This is a genomic window from Streptodolium elevatio (assembly GCF_053592165.1).
Window position 1 is genome coordinate 1 of record NZ_JBSFVE010000042.1, and the last position, 26,327, is coordinate 26,327.

Annotated in this window: 23 protein-coding genes and 1 pseudogene; 14 read left to right on the plus strand and 10 right to left on the minus strand. The window is 69.4% G+C overall.

Annotated elements, in window-relative coordinates; genetic code table 11:
* Positions 1–588 precede the first annotated feature (588 nt).
* Complete coding sequence (locus ACWD12_RS39220; RefSeq protein WP_450103644.1) at positions 589–1,032, minus strand: hypothetical protein; 444 nt, start codon at positions 1,030–1,032, stop codon at positions 589–591.
* A gap of 390 nt (positions 1,033–1,422) precedes the next feature.
* Between ACWD12_RS39220 and ACWD12_RS39225 the strand changes: the two genes are divergently transcribed.
* The 7 genes from ACWD12_RS39225 to ACWD12_RS39255 all read left to right on the plus strand — a co-directional run bounded on the left by ACWD12_RS39225 (position 1,423) and on the right by ACWD12_RS39255 (position 7,169).
* Complete coding sequence (locus ACWD12_RS39225; protein WP_450103645.1) at positions 1,423–1,650, plus strand: hypothetical protein; 228 nt, start codon at positions 1,423–1,425, stop codon at positions 1,648–1,650.
* 275 nt (positions 1,651–1,925) lie between these two features.
* Entirely contained in the window at positions 1,926–2,108 is a 183-nt protein-coding gene (locus ACWD12_RS39230; RefSeq protein ID WP_450103646.1) for a hypothetical protein, read from the plus strand.
* A gap of 336 nt (positions 2,109–2,444) precedes the next feature.
* Complete coding sequence (locus ACWD12_RS39235) at positions 2,445–2,690, plus strand: hypothetical protein (protein ID WP_450103647.1); 246 nt, start codon at positions 2,445–2,447, stop codon at positions 2,688–2,690.
* 770 nt (positions 2,691–3,460) lie between these two features.
* Entirely contained in the window at positions 3,461–3,772 is a 312-nt protein-coding gene (locus ACWD12_RS39240) for a hypothetical protein (protein ID WP_450103648.1), read from the plus strand.
* A gap of 760 nt (positions 3,773–4,532) precedes the next feature.
* Positions 4,533–4,748: an STAS domain-containing protein gene (locus tag ACWD12_RS39245; RefSeq protein WP_450103649.1), complete on the plus strand. Its 216-nt coding sequence runs from the start codon at positions 4,533–4,535 to the stop codon at positions 4,746–4,748.
* Between the two features lie 332 nt (positions 4,749–5,080).
* Entirely contained in the window at positions 5,081–5,590 is a 510-nt protein-coding gene (locus tag ACWD12_RS39250) for a hypothetical protein (RefSeq protein WP_450103650.1), read from the plus strand.
* Positions 5,591–5,714: 124 nt separating this feature from the next.
* Positions 5,715–7,169, plus strand: coding sequence for a flotillin family protein (locus tag ACWD12_RS39255; RefSeq protein ID WP_450103651.1), 1,455 nt, complete (start codon positions 5,715–5,717; stop codon positions 7,167–7,169).
* Between the two features lie 619 nt (positions 7,170–7,788).
* Here ACWD12_RS39255 and ACWD12_RS39260 read toward each other — a convergent pair.
* The gene (locus tag ACWD12_RS39260; protein WP_450103652.1) at positions 7,789–9,453 is read right to left on the minus strand and encodes a hypothetical protein; all 1,665 of its coding nucleotides are present in this window, start codon (positions 9,451–9,453) and stop codon (positions 7,789–7,791) included.
* A 646-nt stretch (positions 9,454–10,099) separates the two neighbouring features.
* On the opposite strand from ACWD12_RS39260, the pseudogene ACWD12_RS39265 reads away from it, so the two are divergent.
* Positions 10,100–10,218, plus strand: a pseudogene (locus ACWD12_RS39265) (cold shock domain-containing protein); the annotation flags it as partial.
* 163 nt (positions 10,219–10,381) lie between these two features.
* Here the strand turns inward: ACWD12_RS39265 and ACWD12_RS39270 are convergent.
* Positions 10,382–11,470, minus strand: coding sequence for a hypothetical protein (locus ACWD12_RS39270; protein WP_450103653.1), 1,089 nt, complete (start codon positions 11,468–11,470; stop codon positions 10,382–10,384).
* Positions 11,471–11,722: 252 nt separating this feature from the next.
* Here ACWD12_RS39270 and ACWD12_RS39275 point away from each other — a divergent pair, with 252 nt between their 5' ends.
* Entirely contained in the window at positions 11,723–14,338 is a 2,616-nt protein-coding gene (locus ACWD12_RS39275) for an ATP-binding protein (protein WP_450103654.1), read from the plus strand.
* Between the two features lie 319 nt (positions 14,339–14,657).
* Entirely contained in the window at positions 14,658–15,890 is a 1,233-nt protein-coding gene (locus ACWD12_RS39280; protein ID WP_450103655.1) for a WD40 repeat domain-containing protein, read from the plus strand.
* Between the two features lie 332 nt (positions 15,891–16,222).
* Here the strand turns inward: ACWD12_RS39280 and ACWD12_RS39285 are convergent, their stop codons facing one another.
* From ACWD12_RS39285 to ACWD12_RS39305, 5 genes are all read right to left on the minus strand, one after another.
* The gene (locus ACWD12_RS39285; protein WP_450103656.1) at positions 16,223–16,510 is read right to left on the minus strand and encodes a transposase; all 288 of its coding nucleotides are present in this window, start codon (positions 16,508–16,510) and stop codon (positions 16,223–16,225) included.
* A gap of 181 nt (positions 16,511–16,691) precedes the next feature.
* Entirely contained in the window at positions 16,692–17,360 is a 669-nt protein-coding gene (locus ACWD12_RS39290; protein WP_450103657.1) for an MBL fold metallo-hydrolase, read from the minus strand.
* A 567-nt stretch (positions 17,361–17,927) separates the two neighbouring features.
* The gene (locus ACWD12_RS39295; RefSeq protein WP_450103658.1) at positions 17,928–18,383 is read right to left on the minus strand and encodes a carboxymuconolactone decarboxylase family protein; all 456 of its coding nucleotides are present in this window, start codon (positions 18,381–18,383) and stop codon (positions 17,928–17,930) included.
* Positions 18,384–18,461: 78 nt separating this feature from the next.
* Positions 18,462–18,944: an RrF2 family transcriptional regulator gene (locus tag ACWD12_RS39300; RefSeq protein ID WP_450103659.1), complete on the minus strand. Its 483-nt coding sequence runs from the start codon at positions 18,942–18,944 to the stop codon at positions 18,462–18,464.
* 446 nt (positions 18,945–19,390) lie between these two features.
* Positions 19,391–19,864, minus strand: a complete 474-nt coding sequence (locus tag ACWD12_RS39305) for an RrF2 family transcriptional regulator (RefSeq protein ID WP_450103660.1) — start codon at positions 19,862–19,864, stop codon at positions 19,391–19,393.
* Between the two features lie 431 nt (positions 19,865–20,295).
* Between ACWD12_RS39305 and ACWD12_RS39310 the strand changes: the two genes are divergently transcribed.
* On the plus strand, positions 20,296–21,210 hold the full coding sequence (locus tag ACWD12_RS39310; protein ID WP_450103661.1) for an NADP-dependent oxidoreductase: 915 nt from the start codon (positions 20,296–20,298) through the stop codon (positions 21,208–21,210).
* A 524-nt stretch (positions 21,211–21,734) separates the two neighbouring features.
* On the opposite strand, the gene ACWD12_RS39315 is transcribed toward ACWD12_RS39310, so the two are convergent.
* Positions 21,735–22,259 carry a PaaI family thioesterase gene (locus tag ACWD12_RS39315; RefSeq protein ID WP_450103662.1) on the minus strand — a complete coding sequence of 175 codons (525 nt, stop codon included), beginning with the start codon at positions 22,257–22,259 and terminating at the stop codon, positions 21,735–21,737.
* Positions 22,260–22,513: 254 nt separating this feature from the next.
* On the opposite strand from ACWD12_RS39315, the gene ACWD12_RS39320 reads away from it, so the two are divergent.
* The 3 genes from ACWD12_RS39320 (at position 22,514) to ACWD12_RS39330 (ending at position 25,131) form a co-directional block, all read left to right on the plus strand.
* A complete protein-coding gene (locus tag ACWD12_RS39320; RefSeq protein ID WP_450103663.1) occupies positions 22,514–23,107 on the plus strand; it encodes a TetR/AcrR family transcriptional regulator in 594 nt (197 codons plus the stop codon).
* A complete protein-coding gene (locus ACWD12_RS39325; RefSeq protein WP_450103664.1) occupies positions 23,104–23,529 on the plus strand; it encodes a thioesterase family protein in 426 nt (141 codons plus the stop codon). Before ACWD12_RS39320 ends, ACWD12_RS39325 begins: the two co-directional genes overlap by 4 nt.
* Before the next feature lie 177 nt (positions 23,530–23,706).
* Positions 23,707–25,131: a hypothetical protein gene (locus ACWD12_RS39330; RefSeq protein ID WP_450103665.1), complete on the plus strand. Its 1,425-nt coding sequence runs from the start codon at positions 23,707–23,709 to the stop codon at positions 25,129–25,131.
* A 191-nt stretch (positions 25,132–25,322) separates the two neighbouring features.
* Here ACWD12_RS39330 and ACWD12_RS39335 read toward each other — a convergent pair whose 3' ends face one another.
* The gene (locus ACWD12_RS39335) at positions 25,323–26,300 is read right to left on the minus strand and encodes an Lrp/AsnC family transcriptional regulator (RefSeq protein WP_450103666.1); all 978 of its coding nucleotides are present in this window, start codon (positions 26,298–26,300) and stop codon (positions 25,323–25,325) included.
* Positions 26,301–26,327 lie beyond the last annotated feature (27 nt).

The following is a 26,327-nucleotide window of genomic DNA, read 5'->3' on the forward strand; positions in this document are numbered from 1 at the left end:
CCGCCCACGCAACAAAGACAGTTCCCCCGGCGTCATACCAACAGCAAACCGCCGGAAACAACCCTTGCCAAGGCCACATAACAAAGCACTACTAGAAGGTGAGCAGCTACTCGGACGCAGTCCGCGCGCACTGTCCCACATTGCGGGTGATCGCCGCGTCCAGTGGCTTGCAGCGCTGCCCGGCGTCACGACCTGCTGGCGTAGGACAGAGAGCACGCCCCGGAGCGCAGCGTTCGATGGCACGGACCGCGGCCGAAGGATTCCGCCACGTGCCCCGGGTGCGCGACGACGGCCGCAGCGGCCGTCCTGCCTGCGACGGCCACGGGTCGTCGACGTAACGCCGGCTCTTGCGGTGGGAGGGCCGTGGATCTCGAAGACGACCGCGCGGCCGTTGCCGAGGACCAGCAGGTCCGGCGTCCAGGTGTAGCCCGCGTACAGCCGGACCCCGGCAACGGCGCCGCAGCGTTGGTCCGATGGTGGGGTGACACCCCCATCAGCAGGTTCCCACGCTGCGGACCTGCCGCCCGGCCCGCCGACACCGCCACCTCGTGGCCGGGGCCGACCGCTGGGTGTGTTGGTTCCGTTTGATCAGGGACTCGGACTCACCGCGAAGTTCTGGGTGTTGTTCGTGGCCACACCCGGGCTGAAGTTGTTGCTGCCCGTGTTGATGTTGTTGTAGAAGGGCAGCAGGCCGCTGAGATCGAGGGGGAGAATGGACGTGCCCCCGCCGTTCCCCGTAGTGCAGCCTGGGCCGGGGATGTTGGTGGGATCGTTGGCCGCGACGAAGTCCAGCGACGTGAAGAAGCGGGCGGTGTTGGTCACCGTGCACGGGGCGTCGGGGGCGACGAACACCGTGATCTCCACGATGAAGCCCTGGCCAGGACCGAAGGGAACGACGCTGTCGCAGGTCACGCTGGTGCCGCCGCGGACGTATTCGCACTGGACCCCGGGGGGCGACTGAATTCGCCGCACCTCCGCGACCGTGAGCCCCTCCGGGACGCCCCCCGCCGCCGAGCACGAGGGTCGGTTCACGTCGGGAAGCCTGCACATCCAGGAGGGTGTTCGGGCTCGCAAGACACGGCCGTCGCGAAGATCTCACTCATTCGCCACGGGGAGGAGATCACCCTCGGCGCCGTCCGAGTGAGCGCAAGACGTCCAGCGTGGTCTTCAACGCATCGAACGCGGCCTTCACCCGTCCAGATCAAGCGGACGGTGCCCGCCCAGTCCGGTCAACACGTACAGGCTTCACCCCCGTCACCGTGCCGCCGTCCGCCGCCGCGTCCCCATGGCCTCCATGTTCGTGGTGGGCAGACCGGGTGACGCCTGACACCCGTGAGGCGAACAGCCGTGCGGCACCTGCGGCCTTCCTGGGTTCTTCGCTGGCACCGGTGACCTTCGACAGCGCCGTCCGTTGAGCAAGTCATGATCAAACGAAGCGTCCTGACCACTGCCGTTCTCACCGTCGGCGCAGCCGTCCTCGCTGCCGTACCGGCACACGCGGGAATCATCGATGGCAGCGGCAACAACCTCGACGTCATCGACCACATCGCGGCCCTGAACACGAACATCAACAGCGACCCGACGACCAGCGAAGTCCGAAACGCCAACACCCGCGCGGACGGGCACAAGAACAACAGCGCGTTCGAGTGACGTGCTCTGCACGTACGCAGCTCTGTGAGGCAGGCCGTGGAGGTGGCCGGGGCAGCGCAGACCCGCGGGCGGCTGGACCCGACGGTGGGGTGATCCGGCAGCGCGGTAAAGGCCCGGCGTGCTCGGGCAACGTGAAAAGGCCGTGTCCCCAATGCCCGTGGGCAGGAGCGCGTACGACGCGCCCACGGGCGGCCCGGCCCGGGCAGGCCCTGGCGGCGGACGCACACCGTCGGACGTGGGCGCGCGACGGAGTCTTCCAGGCCCTGATTGACGCGATGATCACGGAGACTAAAGCCCGCGGCGGCGTCGCCCTCGGCCTGATCAACGTCGACTCGACCACCGCCCGCGCCCACCACCACGCGGCCGGGATGCCCGTCGACCCCGCTCTCCTGGAGGAGCTCGTCACGGAGGAAAAGGGGCTTTACGAAAGGCGCAAAGCGAGGCTGACAGGGCTGTAGGCGGGGCACCTACGTGGCGCAATGCGGCGGCGGATCGAACCCGCGGACCGGACCGTGGCGGAACTGCGGGACCTACTCGCACGGGGCCGGCCCGGTGTGCCTGTCGCGTCGGAGATCTCCCGCACGCCCGCAACACGCTTTGGGACGTTAGGCGTTTCCTTCGGACATCGACCACCGTCCGTACCGAGCCGGCGGGGTTCGGTTGCTCCGAACCCCGAAGCGTACGTCGGTGCCCTGGCTCTGCCAGACCGCGTCCACCACCGCGCTGTTCGGCTGGGTGGACATGAGCGGCAGGGAGGCGTTGCGAATCGGGTCGCCCGAGTTGTCCGGGGCGGGATGCGGGGACCCACCGCCAACGGGGCCGGAACGTTCAGTGTCGGCGCCGACCAGGTCGCGCCGCCGTCGGTCGACCGGATCACCTGGGTGAAGCCCTCGGTCGCCGTCTCGAAGTGCATGCCGATCTGCAGCGTCCCGTCCGCGAGAGGCACCAGCCGGGTGCCGATGGCGCGGCTGTTGGTGGGGACGTCGTACGCCTTGCTCGTGATCCACGTACGGCCGTCGTCGGTCGACTTAGCCAGGTAGACCGGCTGCAGCCAGTTCGACTCGGTGCCGGTCGACTGGTCGTCGACGCAGGCCCACACCGCGTAGACCACGCCCGGGTGGTAGGGGTCGGCGGTGACGGTCGGACGGTCGTTGAAGAACCGCGGATTGTCGTCGCGCTGCAGGGTGGCCGGCCAGGAATTCGGGGCACCGTTGGCCGGAGAGCCACTGCCCGACCGGCCTGTCCAACGCGGTGGCGGTCCTGGGTGCGGCGAGGGCGCCGTGGTCGGCGAAGTACGCCCGGGCGGCGGCCGGTCCGTCGTCGAAGGCCGCGTCGGCGTAGTCCCAAACCGTGCATGGCCTGGCCTTCCAGACGCTGGACGCGCAGCCCGGCCAGCGTCCCTGCGGCGTACGCGGTGCGCTACCGGTTGATCCAAATGCCCAGGGGCACGACTTGCCCTCCGGGCCCTCGCGGTGGTCTCGCGCAAGGCAGGGCGGGACTGGGTTGCCGCAGGTCGGACGGCGCGCTGTTCCGCTACGCCCGCAATGAGCGGCAAGCCGGTATCCCGATTGTCGGAGAGAAGATCTTATGAGGGGTCGGCGACCGCAGCGACTGCGGTGCCCGCGGCGAAGTCGGCGGTCTGTGCGTCCAGTCGCGATCCGGACGCCGCTGCGGGACCCGGCGCAGGTCCGGTGAACGGTGGTCGGCGACCGCGAAACCGGGTCCGTTGCTGTCGCGTTCCTCCATGACCGTATCCGAGCGGTCGCTTAGAGTGAGGACGTCCGGTAGATCAACTTGCAGGGGATGTGCGATGCGAACTGAACGCCGTGGGACCCGTGTTGTCGCGACGACGCTGATGGCGGGCGCCCTGGCCACCTTGGGCCTGGTGGCGACGCCGGGAACGGCCTACGCCGAGCCGTACGACTGCAGCGCCGACTCCCGCCGCGACGTCGCCTCCGCCTACTGCAACAGCGGCACCGGCCAGTACCGGGTCGTGGCGACGTGCCGCGGCGTGTCGGGCCTCCAGTACGGCCCGAACCAGCGTCCTGGCACGGCGAGCACTCTCCGCTGCCCCAACGGGGCCCAGGTGTCCTCGGTGAGCTGGGAGATCACCGAGTGGTGAGCGCCTGACAAGCTGCCCCGGGGGGCGGCGTCTTGGAACGCCGTCTCTCGTCGTGGCTTACATCGACGTCCGCAGCGAACGGCGCGTACTGCGACGACCTTGCTCACGCCTTCGTCGGCGCCGCCTGCAGGATTCGGCGCGGGCGAGTTCGCCCATAACCGCGAGCCCCCGGCCGTCGGATCTTCGCCACCCGGCACCGGGTTCCAAGAAGGTCTGCCGATCGGGGTGTTCGCTGCCTACGCCACAGAACGCGGACACGGGCCGAGGGGCGTTACCGACGAAGTCCCGTACATCGTCGCTCAAGCCGTCCGCGCCCCAGCGGGCACCGTTCAGGTGCTGGAGACACGCAGGGTCACGATGCCCCGCCCACTCAGCCAACATGCCAGCCGTTGTCTCGTCGGTCTCGCCCACCTGTGGGGATCAGCGAAGGGCCTCGTCCTGCTGTGGCAGGGCTGGCGGTGAGCGAGGGGGATTGGCGGGGAAAGCCCGCCAGTTGCTCCTGCTACGACGTCCTCGTCGGTCGCGTCGTCGGGGATCTTGGGGAGGGCGTAGCCGTAGGGGAGTTCGGCGTCGTCGGTGGTGGGCGTCACGGGCACGGGGCTCCTCGTCCATCGCTGAAACCTGGTTCTACAACTCAGCTATAGCGATGCTCGGGTGGTGCTCGCGGCGGATTCGCGAGAAGCGACGTCTGCGCTGGTGCGGCATGCCGGGCTCGTGCAGACGGCGCCCGGTAAGTGGCCCGGCACCCCACCTCGCTGCGTTGCAGACCCTGGCGCGCGACGGACGGCACCTGACCGTCGACCTGACCGCAGTCACCCACATCGCCGCGGAGGGCGCAGCGGTACTGCTGGTGCTGGCCCGCAAGACCGCCGGACCGGACGGCACGCTCACCCTCGTCGGCCTGAGGGACGGGCAGCCCGCCCAACGTCTCGACGGAACCGGCCTGTCCACGCTCCCACACGTTGTCGTCGGCTGAAGCCCCCAAGCGTCCGCTCGCCGCCGGGGGACTGCCCGCAGACCAGAGGCTCTTGACCGGGATCGCCCGACTCCGCCCCGGCCGCGCCGGGACGGCACCGCGCTGATGCACCACGGCTAGTCGCTCCATGACCTCAGCAACGTCGGCGCCCCGGAGGCCTCAGGGCGGAACCGGCGACAGGCGGCGCCGAGAGCAGCTGTAGCAGGGCTTCGGTGTCCGCGGTCAGCATCAAGGAGGCATCGAACATTGCCGGGTTCCGGCAGTGATTCGAGCGCGCTGCAGGTGCGACGCTTCGGGCGACGGAGACCGGGGCGTGGAAGGAGGTGCCACCCGTGAACGTGTTCCTCGCCCTCGGCATCGCAGGGATCGTCCTGCTCGTCCTCTCGTTGGTGTTCGACGGCGTCCTCGAGGGTCTCTTCGACGGGGTGCTGGACGGGGTGTTCGACGGTCTGCTGTCTCTTCCGGTGATCGCCGGATTCGTCTCCGTGCTGGGCTTCGGCGGCGCCATCGCCCTGGGCGCCACCCCGCTGGGTGCCGTCGGCGCGACCGCCGTCGGCGTGCTCGCCGGGGTCGTGACCGGCGGCCTCGTGTGGAGGTTCAGCCGGATGCTGATCCGCGACCCGGCGGTGACGGCCGTGCGCGCAGGCGACCTTGTCGGTACGGCGGGCTCGGTGGTCACCGCGATTCCGGCGCACGGCTACGGCGAAGTCCTGCTGCGCGTGGGCGGGCAGCCGCTCAAGCTGGCCGCCAAGAGCACCGGACCGGTCGAGCGCGGCACGGAGGTGTGGGTGGAGGCCGAACTCTCCACCACCTCGGTGCTCGTTCGACCGGTCAACCGCTGACCGTCCGCCCGCCTTCGCCTGTCCTCGAACACCCCTTCATCCGCCCGCCGTTCTCTCGTTCACCAAGCACCCTGACATCACTCGAATCGATCTGCCGCCCCTCGGGAGGCAGGGGGGAATGCCCATGAGTCCGGTTGTCGGAGCAGTCGTCGGCATCGCCGTCCTCTTCGTGCTGCTCGCCCTCGTCGTCATCACCCGCTACAAAGTCGCCGGTCCGAGTGAGGCGTTCATCGTCACCGGCCGCAGGGGCAAGAAGTCGGTGCACCCCGAGACCGGCCTGGTCAGCACCGACAACAGCGGCCAGAAAGTCGTGGTCGGCGGCGGCGTGTTCGTCGTCCCGTTCATCCAGCAGAAGTTCTCCCTCGACCTGTCCAGCCGCCACATCCCCATCTCGGTGCGCGGCGCGGTCACCTTGCGCGGGGTGAAGGCCAACCTGGAAGGCGTCGCCATCGTCAAGGTCGGCGGCAGCGAGGACGCCATCCGGGCCGCGGCCCAGCGTTTCCTCCAGCAGCAGGCCGGCATCGTCGGCTTCACCCAGGAGGTGCTCTCCGGCGCGCTGCGCGCCATCGTCGGCCGGATGTCGGTGGAGGACATCATCCGCGACCGTGCCGCGTTCGCCGGGCAGGTCGCCGAAGAGGCCGAGGCCAGCCTCTCTGGTCAGGGCCTGATCCTGGACGCGTTCCAGATCCAGGACATCAGCACCGAGGGCTCCTACCTGGAGGACCTCGGACGCCCCGAGGCCGCCCGCGCCAAGCAGGTCGCCGACATCGCCGAGGCCAACGCACGCCGCGCGTCGGAGGAGGCCCGGCTCAAGGCGGAGGAGGAGATCGCCGTCGCCCAGCGGACCTTCTACCTCAAGCAGGCCGAGATCCGCGTCGAGACCGAGGCCGCCACCGCGCAGGCCAACGCCGCCGGCCCGCTCGCGGAGGCCGCCCGGCAGCAGGAAATCCTCAGCGAACAGGAGAAGGTCGCCCAACGCCAAGCCGCACTGACCGACCGCCAACTGGACACCCAGGTACGCAAGCCCGCCGACGCCGCCCGCTACCAAGCCGAACAGGAAGCCGAAGCACGCAAGATCGCCCTGGTCAAGCAGGCCGAGGCGGACGCCGAACGCGCCCGGCTCACCGGCCTCGGCGAGCAGCAGCACCGCGCCGCACTCGCCGAGGCGGTCCGGATCGAGGGCGAGGCCGAGGCCGCCGCGATCGCCGCGAAGGGCGCGGCCGAGGCCGAGGCCATGGACAAGAAGGCGGAGGCATTCTCCCACTACGACAGTGCGGCCGTCATCCAGATGCTCGTCGACGCACTGCCGCAGATCGTCGCCAAGGCCTCCGAACCACTCAGCGCCATCGACAAGCTGACCGTCATCTCCACGGACGGCGCCAGCCAACTGTCCCGCACCGTCACCGACAACGTCGCCCAGGGATTCGAACTCCTCAACTCGGCCACCGGGATCGACCTCGCCGAACTCCTCACGAGCATGACCCAGCGCAAAACCACCGAAGCTGCGGCGGCGTCCCCGGCCGCGGTCTCCGCCCCGGACGCGCCAGGCAGCGACCGCAAGCGGATCGCCGTGGACTGACACGGCCGCTGCCCGCCGTTTCGGCTGCACGCGTCGGCCCACGGCCCGCGGACTGCCCTTTCGCTTCGTCCCGCTGAACCCCGGGGTCCGGCGGGGCGAAGCGCCGACGCCGAGACACGGGTGCGCCAGCCGCAGGACAGCGATCGAAGCGACTGCGGGCGACCGCCACCCGGCGACCAGTGCACGGCAATCGTCGTCAGTCGCTGGGGAAGACCCCTGAGTCGCGGGTACGTTTGGGCAGGTCAGCGCACTGGTCTGTACGGTTTGGCGACTGAAGCGACCCAACTCTCCAATTGCGGGACAGAAATGCGGGTCGGCCGCGGCAGCCGAACTCATGCTGCCTCCGAGCAGTCCCCGACACGGAGGACCGGCTTCTTGTCGGCGGCGGCCAAACATGAGCACCGCCAGAACCTCCCTGCTGTTATTGGGCCCAGCCCAGAAGCCCCGGAGTTGTCTGTCGCAGCCTGACAACGCGTCACCCACGCGGGTTCCCGCCGATCCCCAGCTCGCGGTGACGCCCGTTGACCACCTGGATGCGCTGTCCAGGCGCCGCGTACCCGGCCAAGATTTCACCGTCAGGTCGGCCAGGACGTACAAGACAACGGACGTCTGGTGCGGGTCACGGGGCGACGTGGACCAGATCCGGCTTGCCCACGGTCGCGGTGAGTCGGGTGCGTTCTCCGGTGGCGGTGCCGTCCGTCGCGAGGACGCGGGTGGCGACGCGGACCGTGGCCTCCGCCGACCAGGCCCCGCACGCCACGGTGACCGTCCAGTCCGCGGGGACCACGTTGTCGATGGCCAGGAAGTTGGTGGGGATGCCGCCGACGTCGGCGGTTCCGTTGCTGACGTCCTTCTCCTGCTCGGGGGCGAGGGTGACGCCGAAGCGGACGAGGTCGCCGACGTAGGTCGCGGTCGCGGTCACCGGCTGGTTCGGCTCGACGCCGGGCGGGTGCACGACGTCGATGGACAGTGAGCCGAATTCCGGTACGTGGAATCCGGGTTGGCACTTCGAGCAACCGTCGTAGCCGACGGTGAGGGCGGCGTCCGTGGTCACGAACTTGCGGAGGTTGGCGGCACCGATCAGGTCGCCGAACTCGCACCCCTTGATGTGGAACTGCCTGCTGGCGAGGTGGCCCCGGATGTACGGCGGCATGATCTCCGGCGGCGTTTGCACGTTCACGTCGAAGCGGATGCCCATGCCGTTGACGAAGATGACCGGTAGGGAGTCAGCCCTGGCCGGCGCGGACTCGCCGGGGCCGGGGGTCTCGTCGGAAAAGAAGTCGAGTCCGTTGATCGCACCCAGGGAGAGTCCGCCGATGGCTTCGGGAAGCATCCGTTCCATCAACCGGGTCAGTGCCCCCGCACTGAGGAAGTCGGCGAAGGCCGTACCCGCGCCGACGAGGTCCTGTTGGGTGGAGATCACGTGGATGCCGATGCTGCCGTCCGCGTTGACCAGAGGCTGGACGAAGGCGGTGAAGGTGAAGTCGGTGTCGACGGGGATGCCGAGGACGTCGGTGGTCTTGGTGCCGGAACCGGCGATGCGGATGTGCCCGTTCTGCAGCGAGACCTGCAGGGTGTTCACCATGACGTCCGGGTTGAGCGGGGCCGGCAGTGAGTCGAGCCCGGCTTGGGCCAGTCCCCGGGTGATGGCCGGGTTCACCAGGTCGTCCGGTACCAGCAGCATGGCCTCGGAGGAGAACATGCGATCGGGGACGGTCGGCGGGGTGGGCGGCTCGCCGAACGCCGCGATGAACATGACGAGCATGCCTTCGGGCCGGTTGGGTATGTCGAAGTAGTTCCGGTAGAACCGCTTGCCGGTGGCGTCGGAGAGCGGGCCCAGCGCGAACGGCTCCTTCTGGAGCGTCTTCGTCACCGCGGGCAGGACGAACGGGTCGTAGGCGCCGTTCGTGGTCAGCGTCTGCGTGAAGTCGCCGGGCCCCGACTCCGCGAAGTCCACCGACGGGCATGCCCGAGGCGTCGTGTCGACCATCAGTTTGCGGTCCTTGATGGTGCCGCGCGCGGTGATGAAGACGCGGGCCTCGTCGTCCCGTCCGGTGAGCCGGGCGAACAGCCGCAGCGTGACCTCGACCTGGGGGGCGGTCGGGGCGGCGTCCTTCACCAGCGCGACCACGGGCCGGTCGAACCACATCGACAGGTCCCCTTCGGGCAGCTGCATCTGCACGAGTCCGGCGCGTGTCAGGAAGTTGGCGGCGAAGATGTCCTGCACCGTCATGGTGCTGTACTGCACTTCCCCGAAAAAGCCGTGGCTGAGGTCGAGTGACATAGGCCCCGCTCCCGCCGCGAGATGATGGTGGACCCCTCTTGGCAGTCTCGCGCACCGCCGTCACTTCGGCAGCTCAGATAGGGCACACGGCCCGTGCCTCAGCACGCCGCTTCCTCGGCGGGCGCAGTCCTCAGACCTGCTGAGCCACACACCGAACCTCAGTCGTCGTCGGTGCCCTCGTCCTCATCGGGTGGCGCCACTTCGCTGGCGTGCCCTCATGCCGGGACGCTCGCGGCAACTCCGTCGACAGACCCGCCGACCACATGCCTTGGCTCCATTGCCGCGAGAGCTCACCGAATACGATCGGGCAACGGGGACCTTAAACACCTCTCCCGCGTTGCCACCCAGCGATGCGCCAACGGGGACAACCTGGACCTGAGAGCCGAGCCCGGCTAGGTAGCCGGCGTCGCAGGGCGAGTAGCCGCCGGATGACCGCTGACGCTTTGAACGCCGTTCCCACGCGGCAAAGCCTGGGTCATCGGGCAGCGCGGCCAGGTCGGTGATCTCGCCGCGAATCTCGGTCACGGGTCAGACCGTGGCACCACAAGCGATCCCAACATTCTGTGACGCGTGGGAGCGCGCTGTGATTAACCGTGACCTGTCGCCCCGCCCGCGATAGGCGAACTACTCGGGCTGACGCACGACCGTCCCCATCTCCGCGATCAACGGCTCCGGATACCGCGAGCTGCAGGAGAACCAGCGGGAGTCCTTCGACATCACCCAGGGTCAGAAGGGCCCCGGGCAGAGAACGTCACCGCCGCGTAGCCCCACTGGGGGACGGGGGCGGTCTCGACGATGAGGCGCGGCGAGACCGCACGGAGGACCCACCGTCGGGCGGGTCCTCCGTGCGGTCCGTTGGGTGGTAGGTGCGTTCAGGGGTGCACGGTTGGCGTCTCCTCCCGTCTACCGTGTGGCGCACGTACCGCGGTTATGCGACCGGGTAGAAGTGGTTCGGGACGACCACGCCGTTCCACCCGTGCCAGGTGCCCTTCCAGCGGTTGGTCAGGAACTCCTTGGTGTGGCCGGGGACGAACAGGTCCAGCGTGCCCACTTGGTGGCTGACCACGATCGGTGTGGACGGGTTGCGGTAGACCCCGGTCGAGGTGAAGGGCTTCGGGAGCTTTTCCCAGTTCCAGCCGTCCGCGTCGCGGTACCACGCGTTCCACACATGTCCGTCGACGCCCATTGCGAAGATCTCCTCGGCCCACCAGCCCCAGTTGACGGCGGTGGGGGCGCTGGCGAGCTTCACGGGCTGGTTGCCGACTCGGTGCCACGCCTCCCAGCTGGACGGCACGGACTGCCGCCCCTGGGTGCGATACAGGTAGCCGTCCGTACCGCGGGCGTAGAGCCTGAACACGTTGATCTCCGGACTGGCGCCCGCGCAGGCGGAGTTGAACCCGACCGGGCCGACGCGAGTGAAGCCCCATCCGGAGTTGGCGAAGGTCGACTCGTTCCACGTCGCGGTCCAGAACTGGCCGTCCGTGCCGCGGACCGCGTAGTGCAGCAGGTGTTCGGCGGACGACCAGACCGTGGGCATCGAGGTGTTGTCCGGCGGGCTGTGCGGTCCGTTCCAGCCGGTATGGCCTTGTTGGTGGTCCCGCCAGTGGTGCCACAACGCCGAGTCGTTGCCGCGCACGAACACGTCGATGCGCGTGCGGTTCTTCCACAGCGTGGCTCCGGGGGCCGAGGTCAGCGCCCCGCCCAGGGCCGTTTCCTGGACGCTCTGGAACCCCGGCGTCCAGTCCATGGCCACGAGTTGCTGGGAGCCGCCTACGTGCCAGCCGCCCACCTTGAAGACCCGGAACCAGCCGCTGGTCGGCCCGGGCGGGCGTACCGCGACTCCCATGTAGGAGTTGTCGAGCGCGAACGCGTTGTTGACCAGTGCCTCGTCGGGCTCGCCGGGCGGATCGGCCGCCTTGATGTCCAGGCCCGGTGCGGGCCGCTGGACCCGCCGGTCCGGTTCGGACGGCGGCTCGGTCGAGCGCTCGCCGACAACCGGGGCTTCCACATCAGTCATTCTTCCCCCACGTGTGTTCATCGGTTCTGCGTCAGTTCTACGGCCGGGGCAGAAGGCAGGCATCGGTGGCCGCTGCCTATGTCGGGCCCGCGACCACCTATGTCGTCAGCGCGACGGCGGGTACCCAGGGCGTACACGGGGCGTCGTACTTGAGACCCCGGATGCCGGGCCTGTGGCTGGAATACGCCGTGCGGGCCGGCGGAGTCCGGGTATTGGGGGGTGGTTCCGGCGCTTGGGTGGCAGAATGTCCGGTTGGGGGGACGGATGCTGGAACGCGACTGGGAGTCACGGGAGTTGCTCGGCGCGAGCGAGGCTGCCGCGCGCGGGTGGGGGGCGGTCGTGCTGGTTTCCGGCGAGGCCGGCATCGGGAAGACGAGCCTGGTGCGCGCGTTCCGGGACACCGTGGGGCGGGGTGTGCGCGTTCTCGTCGGCGCCTGCGACGACCTGATGGCGCCGCGAGCCCTGGGCGCGTTGCGCGACGCCGTTGCCGGAACCGGCGGGCCCCTCGACGCGGCACTCGCCGAAGGAGCCTCGGGAGAAGCGGTGTTCGCAGCACTCACCGCCGAACTGTCGCGTACCCGACCGGCGGTCCTGGTCGTCGAGGACGTGCACTGGGCCGACGACGCCACCCTCGACGCACTCACCTACCTCGCCGGACGCATTGAGGACATGGGCGCCGTCCTCGTCCTCACCTTCCGCGACGACGAGTTGGCGGCCCGGCATCCGCTGCAGAGATTCCTGGGCACCCTCATCCGCACCCCGGTGCGCAGAATTCCCTTGCGGCCGTTGTCCCCGGCTGCGGTCGCGCACCTCGCCGCCGGGTCCGGGCGCGACCCGGTAGCCCTGCACGCCGCCACCGGCGGCAACCCGTTCTACGTCACCGAAGTGCTCGCCGCCACGCCGGGCGCGGTGCCCGAGACGGTCGCGGACGCCGTGCTGGCCCGCGTCCGCGACCTCGGCGACGATTGCCGCACCGCGCTGGAGCAACTGTCCGTAGTCCCGACACACGTCGGCCTGCGCCTGGCCGAGGACCTGCTCGGCGACCGCCTCGACGCACTGGCCGAGGCGGAGGAGCGCGGCGTCGTAGAAGTACGCGATGAGGGACTGGCGTTCCGCCACGACCTCGCCCGCCGGGCGATCGAAGGCAGCCTCCCCGCGCTGCGCCGTCGAACCCTCGACCGGTCCGTCGTACGCGCGTTGCTGGCCCAGCGGCAACCGGATCGGGACCGCCTGCTCCACCACGCGGTTCGTGCCGACGACGCCGACACGGTCGTGGCCCACGCACCCGCCGCCGCGCGCGACGCGGCGCGCGCCGGCTCCCACCGCCAGGCACTCGCGCACTTCGAGGCGGCCCTGCGGCACCCGGACCGCTTCACCGCCGCCGAACGGGCGGGGCTGATGGACGACTACGCCTGGGAGCTGTACAACGCCCACCGCTTCGCCTCGGCAGTGCGCGCCGGGCAGGAGGCGGTGCGCCTGTACGAGCCGATGAACGATCCGACCGCGTTGGGAGAGGCACTCGTCCGGCTGTCGCGCCACCACTACATGCTCGGGGAGACCGACGCCGCCAACGACGCCGCGGACCGGGCGGTCCGGGTCCTCGCCGCTCACGAATGCCCCCTCGGACGCCCCCAGGCCCTCTCCTCCGCACTCACCCACCAGGGCGGCCTGCTCGCACTGGCCGGCCACTCCGAGCGCGCCGAACTGGTCCTGGGGCAGGCCCGGCACCTGGCCGCCCGTGCCGAGCGCCGGGACCTGGTCTCCCTGTGCCTGAACTACCTCGGCATCGCGCAGGCGGACCTCGGCGAGCCGGACCTCGCCCTTGGCCGGATCCGCGACAGCCTCGCGACCGCACTGCGCGACGGTTCCCACGAAAGCGCCGCGCGCGCGTACACCAATCTTGCCGAACTGCTGTACCGCTTCGGCGACTTGGCCGGCCTGGACCACTGTGTCGCGGAGGGGTTGTCCTTCACCCGTGAGTGCGGCTTCTGGTCGCATGCGTTCAACCTGGAGGTGCATCGCTGTCTGTCCCTCATGCGGCGCGGCGACCCGACGTGCGCCGAACAAGGGCTACGGGCACTGGTGGAGGGCGTCGACGACCCGGGCATGCTGTACGTCTACAGCGTGCCGCCGTACGCGAGGCTCCTGGCCCGCCGCGGCGAACCGGCGGCCGAGGGGCTGCTGACCGAAGCGTGGCAGCGCGCGTTGCGTCAGTGCTCGCTGCCCGGCTTGGCGTACGCCGGGATCGCCTGCGTCGAATGGGCTTGGCTCGCCGGTCGGCCGGAGTCCGCCGCGGCCGTCCGCGACGAGCTGCTCCCGACTCTCTGCCGTCCCGGTCGAGAGGCGTTTCGCGCCGAACTGCTCTGGTACACCGCGCGATCCGGGCTTCCGGCCGAGCCGTTCGAAGGATGCCCGGAACCGTACGCCACCGCCCTGCGCGGCAACTGGCGGACTGCCGCGGAAGGCTTCGCCGTTGCCGGTGCACCCTACGAACAGGCCCTGGAACTCGCCGAATCCGGCGAGCCAGATGCGACGCTGACGGCGTTCCGCATCCTCGACCGGCTCGGCGCCACCGCAGCCGTGAACCTGGTACGCGCGCGGCTGCGCACGCTCGGCCTGCGCCGTGTGCCGCGCGGCCCCGTCCCGGCCACCCGCACCCACCCGGCAGGGCTGACCGCGCGCCAGTCGGACGTGCTGAAACTGCTGGGAGAAGGGCGTAGCAACGCGCAGATAGCGCAGGCACTGGTGCTTTCGGTGCGCACCGTCGAGCATCATGTCGCCGCGATCCTCGGCAAGCTGGGCGCGGCCTCACGCCACGAAGCCACCGAAACCGCCCGAACGGCGGGGCTGCTCACACGAAGGGCCTGATGCGCGCGGCCGAGCGGCCGGTAGGTCTCGTGCATGCCGTGGTCGAGGTAGAGGCGGTAGCTCACCGGGCGGTCACGCCGCTCCGCGTCCCAGCGCCGAGCCCGCTCGGCGTCGGCGCCCACGGCGTCGGTCGCCCGCGCCGAGCCGCGCGAATCCGGGGGCCTGCACGTCACCGTGACGCGGCCGAGAGCCGACGAACTCCGAGCGGCCGAAGAAGACATCGCCCACGTGGCGCCCTGTCGCCCTGAGCGCGGTCATGCCGGGCGCCGTGGATGAAGCTCCGCCCGGGCGTCGGAGAGTGCCTATAGCCTCGCCCGGCATGAGCCAGTTTGACGTGACCATGAGGTTGTCGGCCGAGTCCGCCCGGCCGAGGTTCTGCCGCATCGCGGTGGATGGTTCCCGGCTGACGACGTGGACGTGGGCCGAAGGGCGCCGGCCGCGGGAAACTGCGCGGGATTTCGCGAGCGGCGATGCCGCGGCGGAGGAGTTCGCGGCGTACCGCCGGAAGAAGCTGCGGGAGGGGTTCGCGTACGTCGCCGACGCCGCCCAGGCCGCGCGCGGTGCCATTGTGCTCGACCTCAAGACCCCCTTCCGGTGCACCGGTGGGTTCGACCTGTCCCCGGACGGCAAGTCCATCGTGGTCGCCAGCTTCCACGACGGCACGAACCACGCGCAGATATACCTGATCGATGTCGCCACGAACGATCGTCGGTTGATTCACACCGAGACGGGCCAGGTCGGCGGAAGGAAGCCGTTGCCGCACGCCGTCCTGTTCGATGCCGCGGCCGAGCACATCGTCTACATGCTCAACGGGGAGACCCGGCTGATGCACCTGGCGACAGGGCGCACACGAACTCTCGCAAGCTACATGCAGTTTGCCGACGCCAAGTACAACCCGTTCCGGGTGCGCCCGCAGTGGGACGCGGCACGTCGGAGACTGCTCGTCTTCGACCGCGGAGACATGGTCCGCGTCCTCGACCCTGAGGCGAAGAGCGTGTTCGAGACGTCGAGCGCACGAATGTCGTTCGAGTGCTGGGCGGGTGCGCTGTCGCCGTCGGGAAGGCTGCTGGCACTGTGCTTCAGCAAGGGATCCCGCTATGACGAGAACAACCCTCGCGAGGTCGAGGTCGAGGTCTGGGACATCGACCGGCAGGAGCTCAAGCACCGGTTCCCCCTGGACGACCAGCCGGGCGCGATCGGGTTCAACCCGACGGACACGTTGCTCGTCACGAACTCCGAATTCGTCGCGGGACCCAGTGCGGTCGACTTGGAGACGGGTGAACTCGCCTGGTATTGCCCGGATCCGCGGAATAGCACCCGTTGGGCACGCTGCCACGGCTGGGCCTATTCGCCCGACGGCAAGACCCTTGCCGTGGGGGGACGCGGCGACACATTGATCGTCGACGCCGCCACGCGCCGACATGACCCGGCTTTCGTACGGCGCGATGGGGAGGGCGGAACGGGGCGTACCGACATCATCAGGTTCTCGGCCGACCAGACGCTCGTCGCGTCCGGCGGCGACAACGGACGCGTCATCGTCCGCAAACTCTGACGCGGCCGAGTTCGCCGTCGTTCGCCGTCACGGTTGGCCACCCATCCCTGGCTCGAACGGACCGGCGAACAGCCCAACGCGAAGAGGTTTCCGGAGGACGTGCAACGCGCGGGCCGCGGGTCCGGGTCTGACGGGTAGGGAGGTGCAGGTTGAAACCTGACGACGCAGCCGCGTTCCACGAGTTCGTCCGGTCGCACTGGGGGCGGCTCGTGCGGACCGCGTATCTGATGACTGGCCGACTACGAGGAAGCCGACGGCGTGGCGCAGACCGCGCTGGCGCCGCACGCCAGCATCAGGCCTCCGCCCGCCACGCCGCATCTCGTACTTGCTCGCTACCGGGGATCCTTCGCGAAGTACGATGCGGCTTTTTTCAGGAAGCTGACTTCCATCTCCAACTCGCGGTTTCGTCGTTCGAGTTCTTTGAGCCTGGCGCGCTCGTCCAGGGCCAGCGGCTCGTCCGGGCGCTCCTGCCCCCGCTCGTACTGCCGGTTCCATGTCCGAAGCGTCTCCGGGTGCATGCCGAGTTCCCGCGCCGTATGCGCGATAGGCTGCAGAGACTTCAAGGCGAGTTGAACCGCTTCCTCGCGGAACTCAGGCGAGTACGAGCTTGGACGTCCCATGTGCTGCCTTCCTCGATTCCGTAGAGGAGAACCCTATTGGGTCCCTGTCCGGAACCTTCGCGGCACCTCAGGGCCCAGTACTGAAAGGGCCGCAGCATCCCGTTGGAAGGCCGCAGAGAGGACTTCGGTGGCTCTTTTGGGTGACTTTTGGGTTGTTCCTGCTATACGGAGGGACACGGGTTCATGGTCTGTGTGAGGTGAGGTTGGCCCCGTCGTAGGGTGCCGACGCGCCCACCTGGGCCAGGATGGCGGCGAGTTCGGGGCCGGGTGGGTTCGCGCATCCCAGCGAGACGGCACACACGTGCGTGAGGTCGTCGACGGCGCCTTGGGCCCTGAGTCGGCGGACGGATTCGAGGAATTCGTCGAGGGTGTGGTGTTCGCGGCCTTGGGCGAGGAGTCCGTCGTTGCAGTCCAGGAGCACGAAGTCATAGGCTTTTCCGGGGACTTCGGGGACTTCGGGGAGTGGGGGACTGGTGTCCCAGGCCGCCAGCAGCCGCCCGTCGACGTCGTAGAGCACGGCAGGGCCTACGTACGGGTCCCCGAGCCAGTGCCGTGCCTCCAGGGCACGTACCCGGTGACCGCTCGCCAGCACCGCGCTGTCCCCGGGCAACAGCGGCGTCCACGTGACCGGTTCGTACGGCGAGACCCAGTCTCGACACAGGTCCAGTGCCTTCGGCGGGCCGGCGACCTCCAACGGCCGGACGACCTCCCCGGACCTCGCGTGGGCGGCCTGCCGCCACAGGAAGACCTGAGGATCGGTGTGGTCGGGATGGGCATGCGTCAGCAGGACGGTAGCCACCCCGCTCAACACCGCCGCCGAGCCGCGGGCGTTCCCCGTGTCGATGAGCAAGGACCCATCGACCAAAACCGTCGTCTGCCCGCGCCGCGCGCCGGGCGTCTTGCGAGCCCAGACACACGAACGGCATCCACACCACGGGTTCGGCCAACCGTCCCCCGAACCAGTTCCCACCAGGACAACGTCCATCGCACCCAACACCCGTCCCACTCGTGGGCCCTAAGACCCGCCAACCTAGCGGCGCGTCACTCCGGCGGTGTCGCCACACTGCGGCACCAGCGAGGTTGTCGAACTGCGCGCGCCCTGCGACGCCATGAGCACCATCACGCGCTCGCCCTGGACGTGCGACCAAGCAGCCGCTTGCCGAAGGCCCCGACCTGGCGCTGCCCGCCCTCGCCGGCCCCCCGGCACGCGGTCGTGATCCGCGACGTCATCGTGTACGGTTTCACCGCCCCCACCCCCTGAGTGCCCGTCGCGCTCTCTCGACGAGAGAACGGCTTGTCGGCGGTGCGTCCCGCGCACTGCAGGTTCGACGAACGACAACTGTCGGAAGCGCCGTCTCGTCCGCCGAAGCGGGTCTCCCCGTCATCGCGGATCGCCTCTGCGGCTGTGGGCGGATGCTCAGCGGTGCGAGCCTGCCACCAGGCCTGCGGTGACGTTGACGCGGTTCCAGGCGTTGACCGATGCGATGGCCATCACGAGTGCGGCGAGTGCGTCCGGGGCGAAGTGGCGGGCGGCGGCGTCCCAGACGTCGCCGGGGACGCCTGTGGGATTGTCCGCTATCCGCGTGACCGCCTCGGCGAGCGCCAGTGCGGTGCGTTCCCGGTCGGTGAAGAACGGCGTGTCCCGCCACGCGGCTACCGACCACAGCCGTTCGTTGGTCTCGCCTGCGGCACTGGCTCGGTGTGAGTGCAGGTCGACGCACACCGAGCAGCCGTTGATCTGGCTGACACGCAGCCGGACCAGTTCCAGGACGTCGTCGGGGGCGGCGCTGTCACGGAGGAACTCCTCCATGGCAGAAAGCGCTTGGTATCCGCGTCCGGCGAGCTTGTACACATCGGCCATACGAGGTTCCATGATTATTCCTCTACTTTCCGAACATTTGATGTTCATGTTTGGTCGCCACAGAGAGGCTGCCCCGCAGCATGGCGGGTCTCAGTCGGCCGGCAGGTCCAGGCGGTTGCGCGCGGCCCGCGGCGCGCCGGGGTGCTTTCTCTCGACCGCGGCGCCGATGTCGGCGAGCGTCTGTGCGGCGAGTTCGCGCCGCCATGCGAGGTCTGCGCGGCTCATCGCCTGCGAGACCAGGCAGTGCCGGCGGTAGTCGACGTCGGAACGCCCGCCGGGCCCGTCGCGCATGATCTGCCGGCAGCGAAACGCCTCCTGTTCGCCCTCGATCGCGACCACGACGTCGAGCAGCGTGATCCGCGCCGGGTCCCGCGCGAGGCGGAAACCGCCACGCGGTCCGGAGGTCGAGGTGACGATCCCCGCGCGGGCCAGCGCCTGCAACTGCCGGTTCAGGTACGCCGCAGGCAGGTCGTAGAACGCCGCAAGCTTTCCAGCCGTCACCGCCCGGCCGTCCGCCCAGGCAAGGTTGAGGCAGCTGTGCAGGGCCCATTCGACCCCCTCGCTCATCTGCATCCTAAACATTTACCATTCAGAATAACTGAGATCAACCCGGGGTCTCCGCCTGGTGGACCGCGTCGCGCTCCAGGCCCCTTCGCGCTGTCGAGGCCCTTCTCGCGAACTTACGAAACGCCAGGCCGCCGATGGCGCGACACCCTTGCAGGCGGGGACGGTACGGCTGTCTGTTCGTGCTGGTCGCTCTGCCGCGGGTCCAGGCGCTTGCGGCGACCCCGGCCATCAGGTTGATCGCGCGGGGACGATTGGTCCTGCCCGTACCCCCACCAGCGTCCGGCCGCGCGAACCCAGCGTCCGTCAATCCACCTCTCCATTGAGATGCTCCGCCATGTCATGGGCCTGCCCCCGCGGTCCTCGGCGCCGCCTGCGGCGTGACCGTAGGAAGCGAATTCCGGCGTCACGGCGGTGAGCCGGGTGCGTGGACTCGCGACGGTCGCCCGCCACGGCTACGCCGTCTCCGTCAGGCGAAGGCGGGTGCGGGATGGGGCCCACTCGGGGAGGGAGGCGACGATGTCGGCGAGTGTGACACCGGCCAGGCTGCTGCGCCAGGCCGCGTGGGCATCCGCCATCTTCTGGGCGAGGATGCAGGTATCCCGGCAGTCGTCAGGAGGCAGTGCGCCCCGTCCTTGTTGGCGGATCTCGCGGCACTCGTATGGGGCGGACGTGCCGTCGACGGCCTCGACGATCTGTAGCAGGGTGATGTCGGTGGTGGGCCGGGCGAGCCGAAATCCTCCGCGCGGCCCGGTCGTCGCGGCCAGCAGGCCGACTTTGACGAGCTCCTTGAGCTGCTTGGCGAGATAGGGCGCGGGCAATCCGAAGTACTGCGCGAGCTGTGTTGTCGACACGCTGGTTCCCGGGTCGAGCTGAGCCAACGACGTCGCGCAGTGCAAGACCCATTCGGTACTTCCGGGCAGTTTCACGGACACAGTCTATCGCAGATATTATGGACCTGTTTAGTCCGTGATAGTGTCCGGCTGCAGGAACGCGAGAACGAAGACCGCCACACGGACTGCGACGGGAACACCACGGCCTCTTGACGGCGCCCCATCCCACGAGGCGAACGCCAAGGCGACGGCCAATCAGACCAATCACTCGGGCGTACTCGTCGTGTCGTGCGCTCGTTTCCTCTCCCGCCGCCGTCTCGGAGCCCGCCCACGCACGCGGCCCTCACCGGCACCGACATGGCCCTGGGGGCATTTCCCTCGCTCGACGAGGCGGGCGGCGCGCGCCGCCGTCGACAGGGAAGCCCATGCCTTGGCCGTCCGCATCATCGGGGACACCGCTCCGCACAGGCGGGCCTCGGCCTTGCCGTCTCCTGGCACCTTCTCCGAACAACAAGGGAACAAGCACCATGAAAGCAGTTCGCATCCACCAGCGCGGCGACCACGAGGGCCTCGTCTTCGAGGACGCTCCAGCGCCGCACGCCGCGACCGGGGACGTCATCGTTCGCGTGCACGCGGCAGGTTTCGTCCCGGACGAGCTGGCCTGGCCCAGCACCTGGGTGGACCGTGCGGGGCAGGAGCGCACACCGTCCATCCCGGCCCACGAAGTGGCCGGCGTCGTCACCGAAACCCGGTACGGCACCAGCGGCTTCTCGGTGGGCGACCGTGTCTTCGGCTTGACCGACTGGCACCGCGACGGAGCCGCGGCCGAGTACACAGCCATCGAAGCCCGCAACCTGGCATCCCTGCCGTCCTCGGTCGGCTTCGTGGAAGCCGCGGCGCTGCCGATCGCGGGACTGACGGCCTGGCAGGGCCTGTTCGTCCACGGCGGTCTACGGACGGGGCAGTCGGTGGTCGTCCACGGGGCCGCCGGCGCCACCGGGACAGTAGCCGTCCAACTCGCCCGCGCAAGCGGCGCGCACGTCATCGCCACCGGCCGGGCCAAAGCCGCGGAGCTCGCGAAAGACCTGGGGGCTCACGAATTCGTCGACCTCGAACACGAGCCGTTCGAGGACGCCGTCGGGCAGGTGGATCTGGTCTTCGACACCATCGGCGGCGATCTCCTCGCCCAGTCAGCCGGCCGCGTCAAGCCCGGCGGCGCCCTCGTCTCGATCACCGCACCGCCCCCGGTCGCCCCGAAGGAAGGCAATGCCGTCTTCTTCATCGTCGAGCCCGACCGCACGCAACTCGCCGAGCTCGCCCGCCGCACCGAGGCCGGCAGTCTGCGTCCGCACATCGGCGCCGTCTACCCGTTCGCCGACGCGAAACAGGCGTTCACCGCCAAGCAGCACGGCATTCCCGGGAAAGTCGTTCTGAGCATCTGACACCTCGAACACGGCCGCCCCTTCGACACCCGCTGCCCAGGGCCGCACCACAACGGCGGGGTCGATGCCCCGTGCCCGCCTGTCCCGGGCGAGCCGTAACCACCAGGCAGGGTGACCCCAGTCGGCGTCGACGACCTGGTGGTTACGGCGGCCGGACGCTATGCCCCTCCGCGGGCAAGACTGAAACTCCACGATCGCACCGATGGCATGCTCCTGGCTCAACCGCCTCAAGGAACAATGCTGTTCGGCAAGGTCAGGGCGCCGGGGGCGAGACGACCGCGTAGACCCCCATCCATCATCCCGCGTTGGCCTCGGCGACCATCTCCAACGGCAAAGGTCGGCGACCCGCAGACACAACCGGGCAGCTGCCAACGCGGCAAGGGCGGGCGTCCGAGCGAACCCACAGCGCCAACGCGGGTCCCACGCAGCCTGTTCGAAAGCGAAAGCGACGACCCTCACGGGCGATGCCCGCGAGCGGCAGTGCCGTGATTTCTTCGCCGGGGTCGACGCGGTGGTCGACAACGTCATCCCCGGGGACCGGGTCGCAAAGGCGCGGGAGCGCGGTCGCGTCCTGTAAAGGCGGAGGGGGAATGAGGAGGCCGGAGCGACACGCGGATGAGAGTCTGCTGACCGCTGGCGATGAGCCCCGGCTCGTCGTCCCCCTGGACGGCGTACACCTCCAACTGGCAGACGGTCAGAGTGCGTCCGGACTTCAGGACGGTGCCGATCGCCTCTAGACGGTTGCCGGCGGCGGGCGCGAGGAGGTTGATCTTGTACTCCACGGTCAGGACATCGGAATCCTCGTCGAGCAGCGTCAGTGCCGCATAGCCACCGGCACTGTCCGCGATGGCGCTGGTGGCGCCGGCGTGAACGTAGCCGTGCTGCTGAGTCACCTCGGGGCGGGCTGGGAGTTCGATGTGCACGCGGCCGGGTCCGATGTGCGTGAGGTGCGCGCCAAGATGCGCCATCAAGCCCTGCCGGTCGAAGCTGCCCTTGACACGGTTCTGGACCGCGGAACTCGCGTGTTCCCGCTGCGTCTGGTCTTCCACGTACATGCCCTCCTTCGTGTCTGTCTCGAATGGAGCGGAAGTAAGTCGATCAGATGTTCCACCGACAGGAATCCATCGCTGGGTCGATGACGGGAGGACAGCGGCGAGGCCGGGCGTCCGGCTACGGCGAACGCTGCGGCCGCGGACGCTTGGCAGTCACCGGCTGTCTCCTGGTACGACTGGTCGGGCCCGCTCAGGCGACACCGCCGACTCCGAGGTGCACAGCCAGTTGACAGACCTGTAAGTTCATCCGCGTGGACAGGACTTCTGCGAGCGGTGAGCGGATCCTTGAGGTCGCCTCGCGTCTCTTCTACGCCGAGGGAATCGGAGCCATCGGCGTCGATCGCGTCGTCAAGGAGTCTGGGGTCTCCAAGCCAACGCTGTACGCACAGTTCGGTTCGAAGGCCAATCTCGTCGCTGCGGTGCTGGACCGACGACGCGGTGACCGCGAACGCGTGATCGGCGACTACCTCAACTCACTCGACGCAACCGTCCTGAGCCGGGTGCTGGCATTGTTCGACTGGTTCGCCGTCGGTCACGCCAAGCCGGCCTTTCGCGGGTGCCCGTTCACCAACGCCGCCGTTGAGCTGCCCGATCCGGAGCACCCGGCCCGGCTCGTGATCTCGGCCCACAAAGCATGGATCCGCCGGACCTTCGCCCAGTTGGCGGCCGCTGATGGCCTGCCCGGGCCGCAGTGGTGGGGATCGACGCTGGCACTTCTGGTCGACGGCGCCAACGCGCGGGTGGTCACCACTGGGGACACGGGCGCGATCCACGATGCCAAGTCCGCTGCGGCCGCGCTGATCGATGCCGTACGTCCGCCCCCGCCACGTCAGGAGTGCTCATGAGGGAAACCTTGCGACCCGGCCTCTCCCACACCTTGCGCTACCAGGTGCCCGAGAACCGGACCGTCCCGCACCTGTTGCCCGAATCGAACGAATTCGCCGCACTGCCGCCCGTGCTCGCCACTGGTTACCTCGTCGGCATCGTCGAGTGGGCCTGCATGGAATCTGTCCACGGCCACCTCGACGATGCCGAGACGACCCTCGGTATCCATGTCGACCTCTCTCATGTTGCGCCCACGCTGCCTGGTGCCACCGTTCGCGTGGACGTCACCCTCGCCGATGTCACCGAACGAACCCTCGCGTTCACCGTCCAGGCCTCCGACGACAACGGCACCATCAGTGCCGGCACACACCACCGCGGCATCATCGACCGGCACCGCTTCCACCAACGCCTTGCCCGACTCCGCAAAGCAGCCGACCGGTAGCCAGCACGGCTCGAGGCCCTGCCCACCGCCGATCTGGTGGACCAGGTCACAGGCACCTGGGCCGAGCCATGGTCGGGTACGAGCGAGCCCACCGCGCATAGGCCACCCGAATCCCAAATCGAGCGATAAAGCCCGCGACCTCCCGAGCCTTCGGGTGGTGAACGAAAAGAGTCCCTCGTGAGCGCCGAACCCCGGCCTGACGACGCGCGGCCTTTCGACGTCGACGCGCCGCTGCTGCTGGGTAGGGGTACCAGCAACGAGACCTGGACTGTGCCGGGGACCGATACGATTCAACGCTGGCCGATCGCGGAGATCAACGCCCTGGACCTGCGGGTGATCAACGACACCGACGCCCGGGCGGCCCTGCGCCAGGCCTATCCCGGTGCGTACACCTCCGCCCCGGCACCGGGGGGCGAGCCGTTGGCCCCGCTGGCGGGCCTGTTGCGGCTGACGCCCCACGAGCGGGACCCGGTCTCCAGCGAGACCGAGTTCGACTGGCACGTCGGCCATCTGATCGACGAGCTCGGCTATGTCAGCCACCACAGTGAGGCCGCCGCCCACGCTGTCGTCGACAAGGCCCGGCGATCCATCGAGATCTTGGCTGCGCTGCCCGAGGCCGAGGTGCCGTTGCGCTGCGCGGCGGACGCCGGCGACGGCGCGGTGGCGCGTGCGTTCACCGTCCGTGTGGCCGAGGTGGTGACACCGGTGATCGGCGTGCGGCTGGCCCGCAGCTTCCACCTGCCCACGCCGCAGCGACTCCACCGCGACTTGCCCGCCCCTGGTGAGGACCGCAGCAGCCTCGGGCTGGCGCACGGGGACCCGACCGTCGGGAACTTCATGTGGAGCCTCGACGAGCCGGTCCTGACCGACTGGGAGTTGGCCCGCCCCGTCCCGCACGTGTCGGCGGCCGCCCACACTCTTGCGGCGTTGGTCACCCGCGCCCCCTACTCCCTGCGGCCACACCGGATAGAGGAGTTCGCGGACAAGGTCGCCGGTGCACGCGAGGCGATCGACTCCGGTCTGTACGCCACCTACCATGCGTACGAGGTGGCCCGGGCGCCGTGGGTCGACGTCCTGCGGGGCCTGCGCGGCGAAGTCGACCCCGCACTCGTCCACCGCAACATCGCCCGCTTCCTCGGCGACAACGCCCCGTCACCGAAGCAGGTCGCGGCGCTGCTGAACGCGCACGCAGGCGAGGCCTTCCCTGTGCCTGCACTGCCGCACGCGGCGGCCCGGCACCTGGCCGAACGGCCGCCTGGACCCGCGCGCCCTGACGAGGTGTTCTGGGCGGTCAGTGCCCTCCGCGCCGAGGTCACCGATGCCGCCGCCGCGGTGATGGCACCCGACCAGTACCAGCAGTACCGCAGCTTCCTCACCACCGCCGCCCTTGCCCTGCCTCCCGTCGCGAGATCCGTCCTCGACATCGGGCGGCAACTACGCGAGGCCGGCATGACCGAGGTGACCAGCCACCTGCACTCCGACCGCATGACCTATCGGTTCGACGCCAGGCACGAACCACCCCCCACAAGCCAGCAGCCCGAAGCCGACACGGGGCGGCATCTGGAGAAGAGCCTGGGCTTGCACCGGAGAGAAGCACCGTGACCGTCCAACGCCACCGCGGACTGTCCGAACAGGTAGCCGACGTAGCTGTAGACACCGGTCGGGTGTGTGTGGGCTACGCGTGGCGGCGGTGGCTGCGGCTGCCGGCCGCCGGCTGCGTGAGCCTGCTGGTCGCGGTGGTGACGACGGGCCATCCGGCGCTGCTGCTGACGGCAGTGGGGCCTGACGGAGCGTCAACGGGCGGTGATGGGGGCGGGGGCGGCGCGTTTGGTATAGGCGTTGACGGGTGTTGTCTCGATCGTGTGCACGCTGCCGAGGGAGCCGATCCGGTCGGTGAGGTAGGTGTCGAGGGCTTTGGAATTCCGGCAGACAGCAATGGCGACGATGTTGTGGGGGCCGGTGGTCGTCGCGACGTAGGCCGCTTCGGCGTCCGAAGCGAGGGCGTGGGCGACGTGGTTGGCGCGGGCGGGTGCGACGTTCAGCCAGAGCAGGCATTGAATGGTGAAGCCGAACAGCCTCGGCTCGACCTCGACGTCGAAGTGCAGGACGCGGGTGCGACGGAGCTGTTCGAGGCTGCGGCGGACGGCGGATTCTGACCAGCCGACGCGGCGGGCGAGCTCGGGATAGGCCGTCCGCCCGTCGACGGCCAGCACCCCGAGCAGCCGCTGATCCAAAGCGGTGAGTGGGACGGGCTCGTCGTCCGCGCCCGGGAGCGGGGCACCCGGGCGTAGGAGGGCGGCGATCTCGTCGTCGGTGAGTGCCGAGGTGCGTCCGCGCCATCTGCGGTGCTGCATGACCGGACGCAGCAGACGATAGGCGTCGATTTTGGTGACGGTCCGGGCGCGGTCGAAGGCGTCCAAGGGCGGCACGCCTTCCCCGGCGACGCGGAAGATGCACACGATCTCGGTGCCGCCGCCCGCAACGGTCACCCAGGCGGTGTCCGGGCGCCGGGCCAATGCACTCGCGACCACGACCGCGTCCGCGGGGAGGACCCGGAGCCGCACCAGCCATTCCGCGAGCCCGGTCAGGTCACTGGCGGCCACCCCGACCACACGCGCGGTCCCGGCGGTGCTGAGCCTGCCGTATCGGCGCGCCACCGTGCGGTCCGAGACCCCCAAGACCTCGGCGATACGGGAGAACGGCGCGCGGCCGTCGACCTGAAGCGCGTGCATGAGCTTCACGTCGAGCCTGTCCAGCGTGACCGAATCCACCCGGTCAGCGTAGAACAACGTCGGATT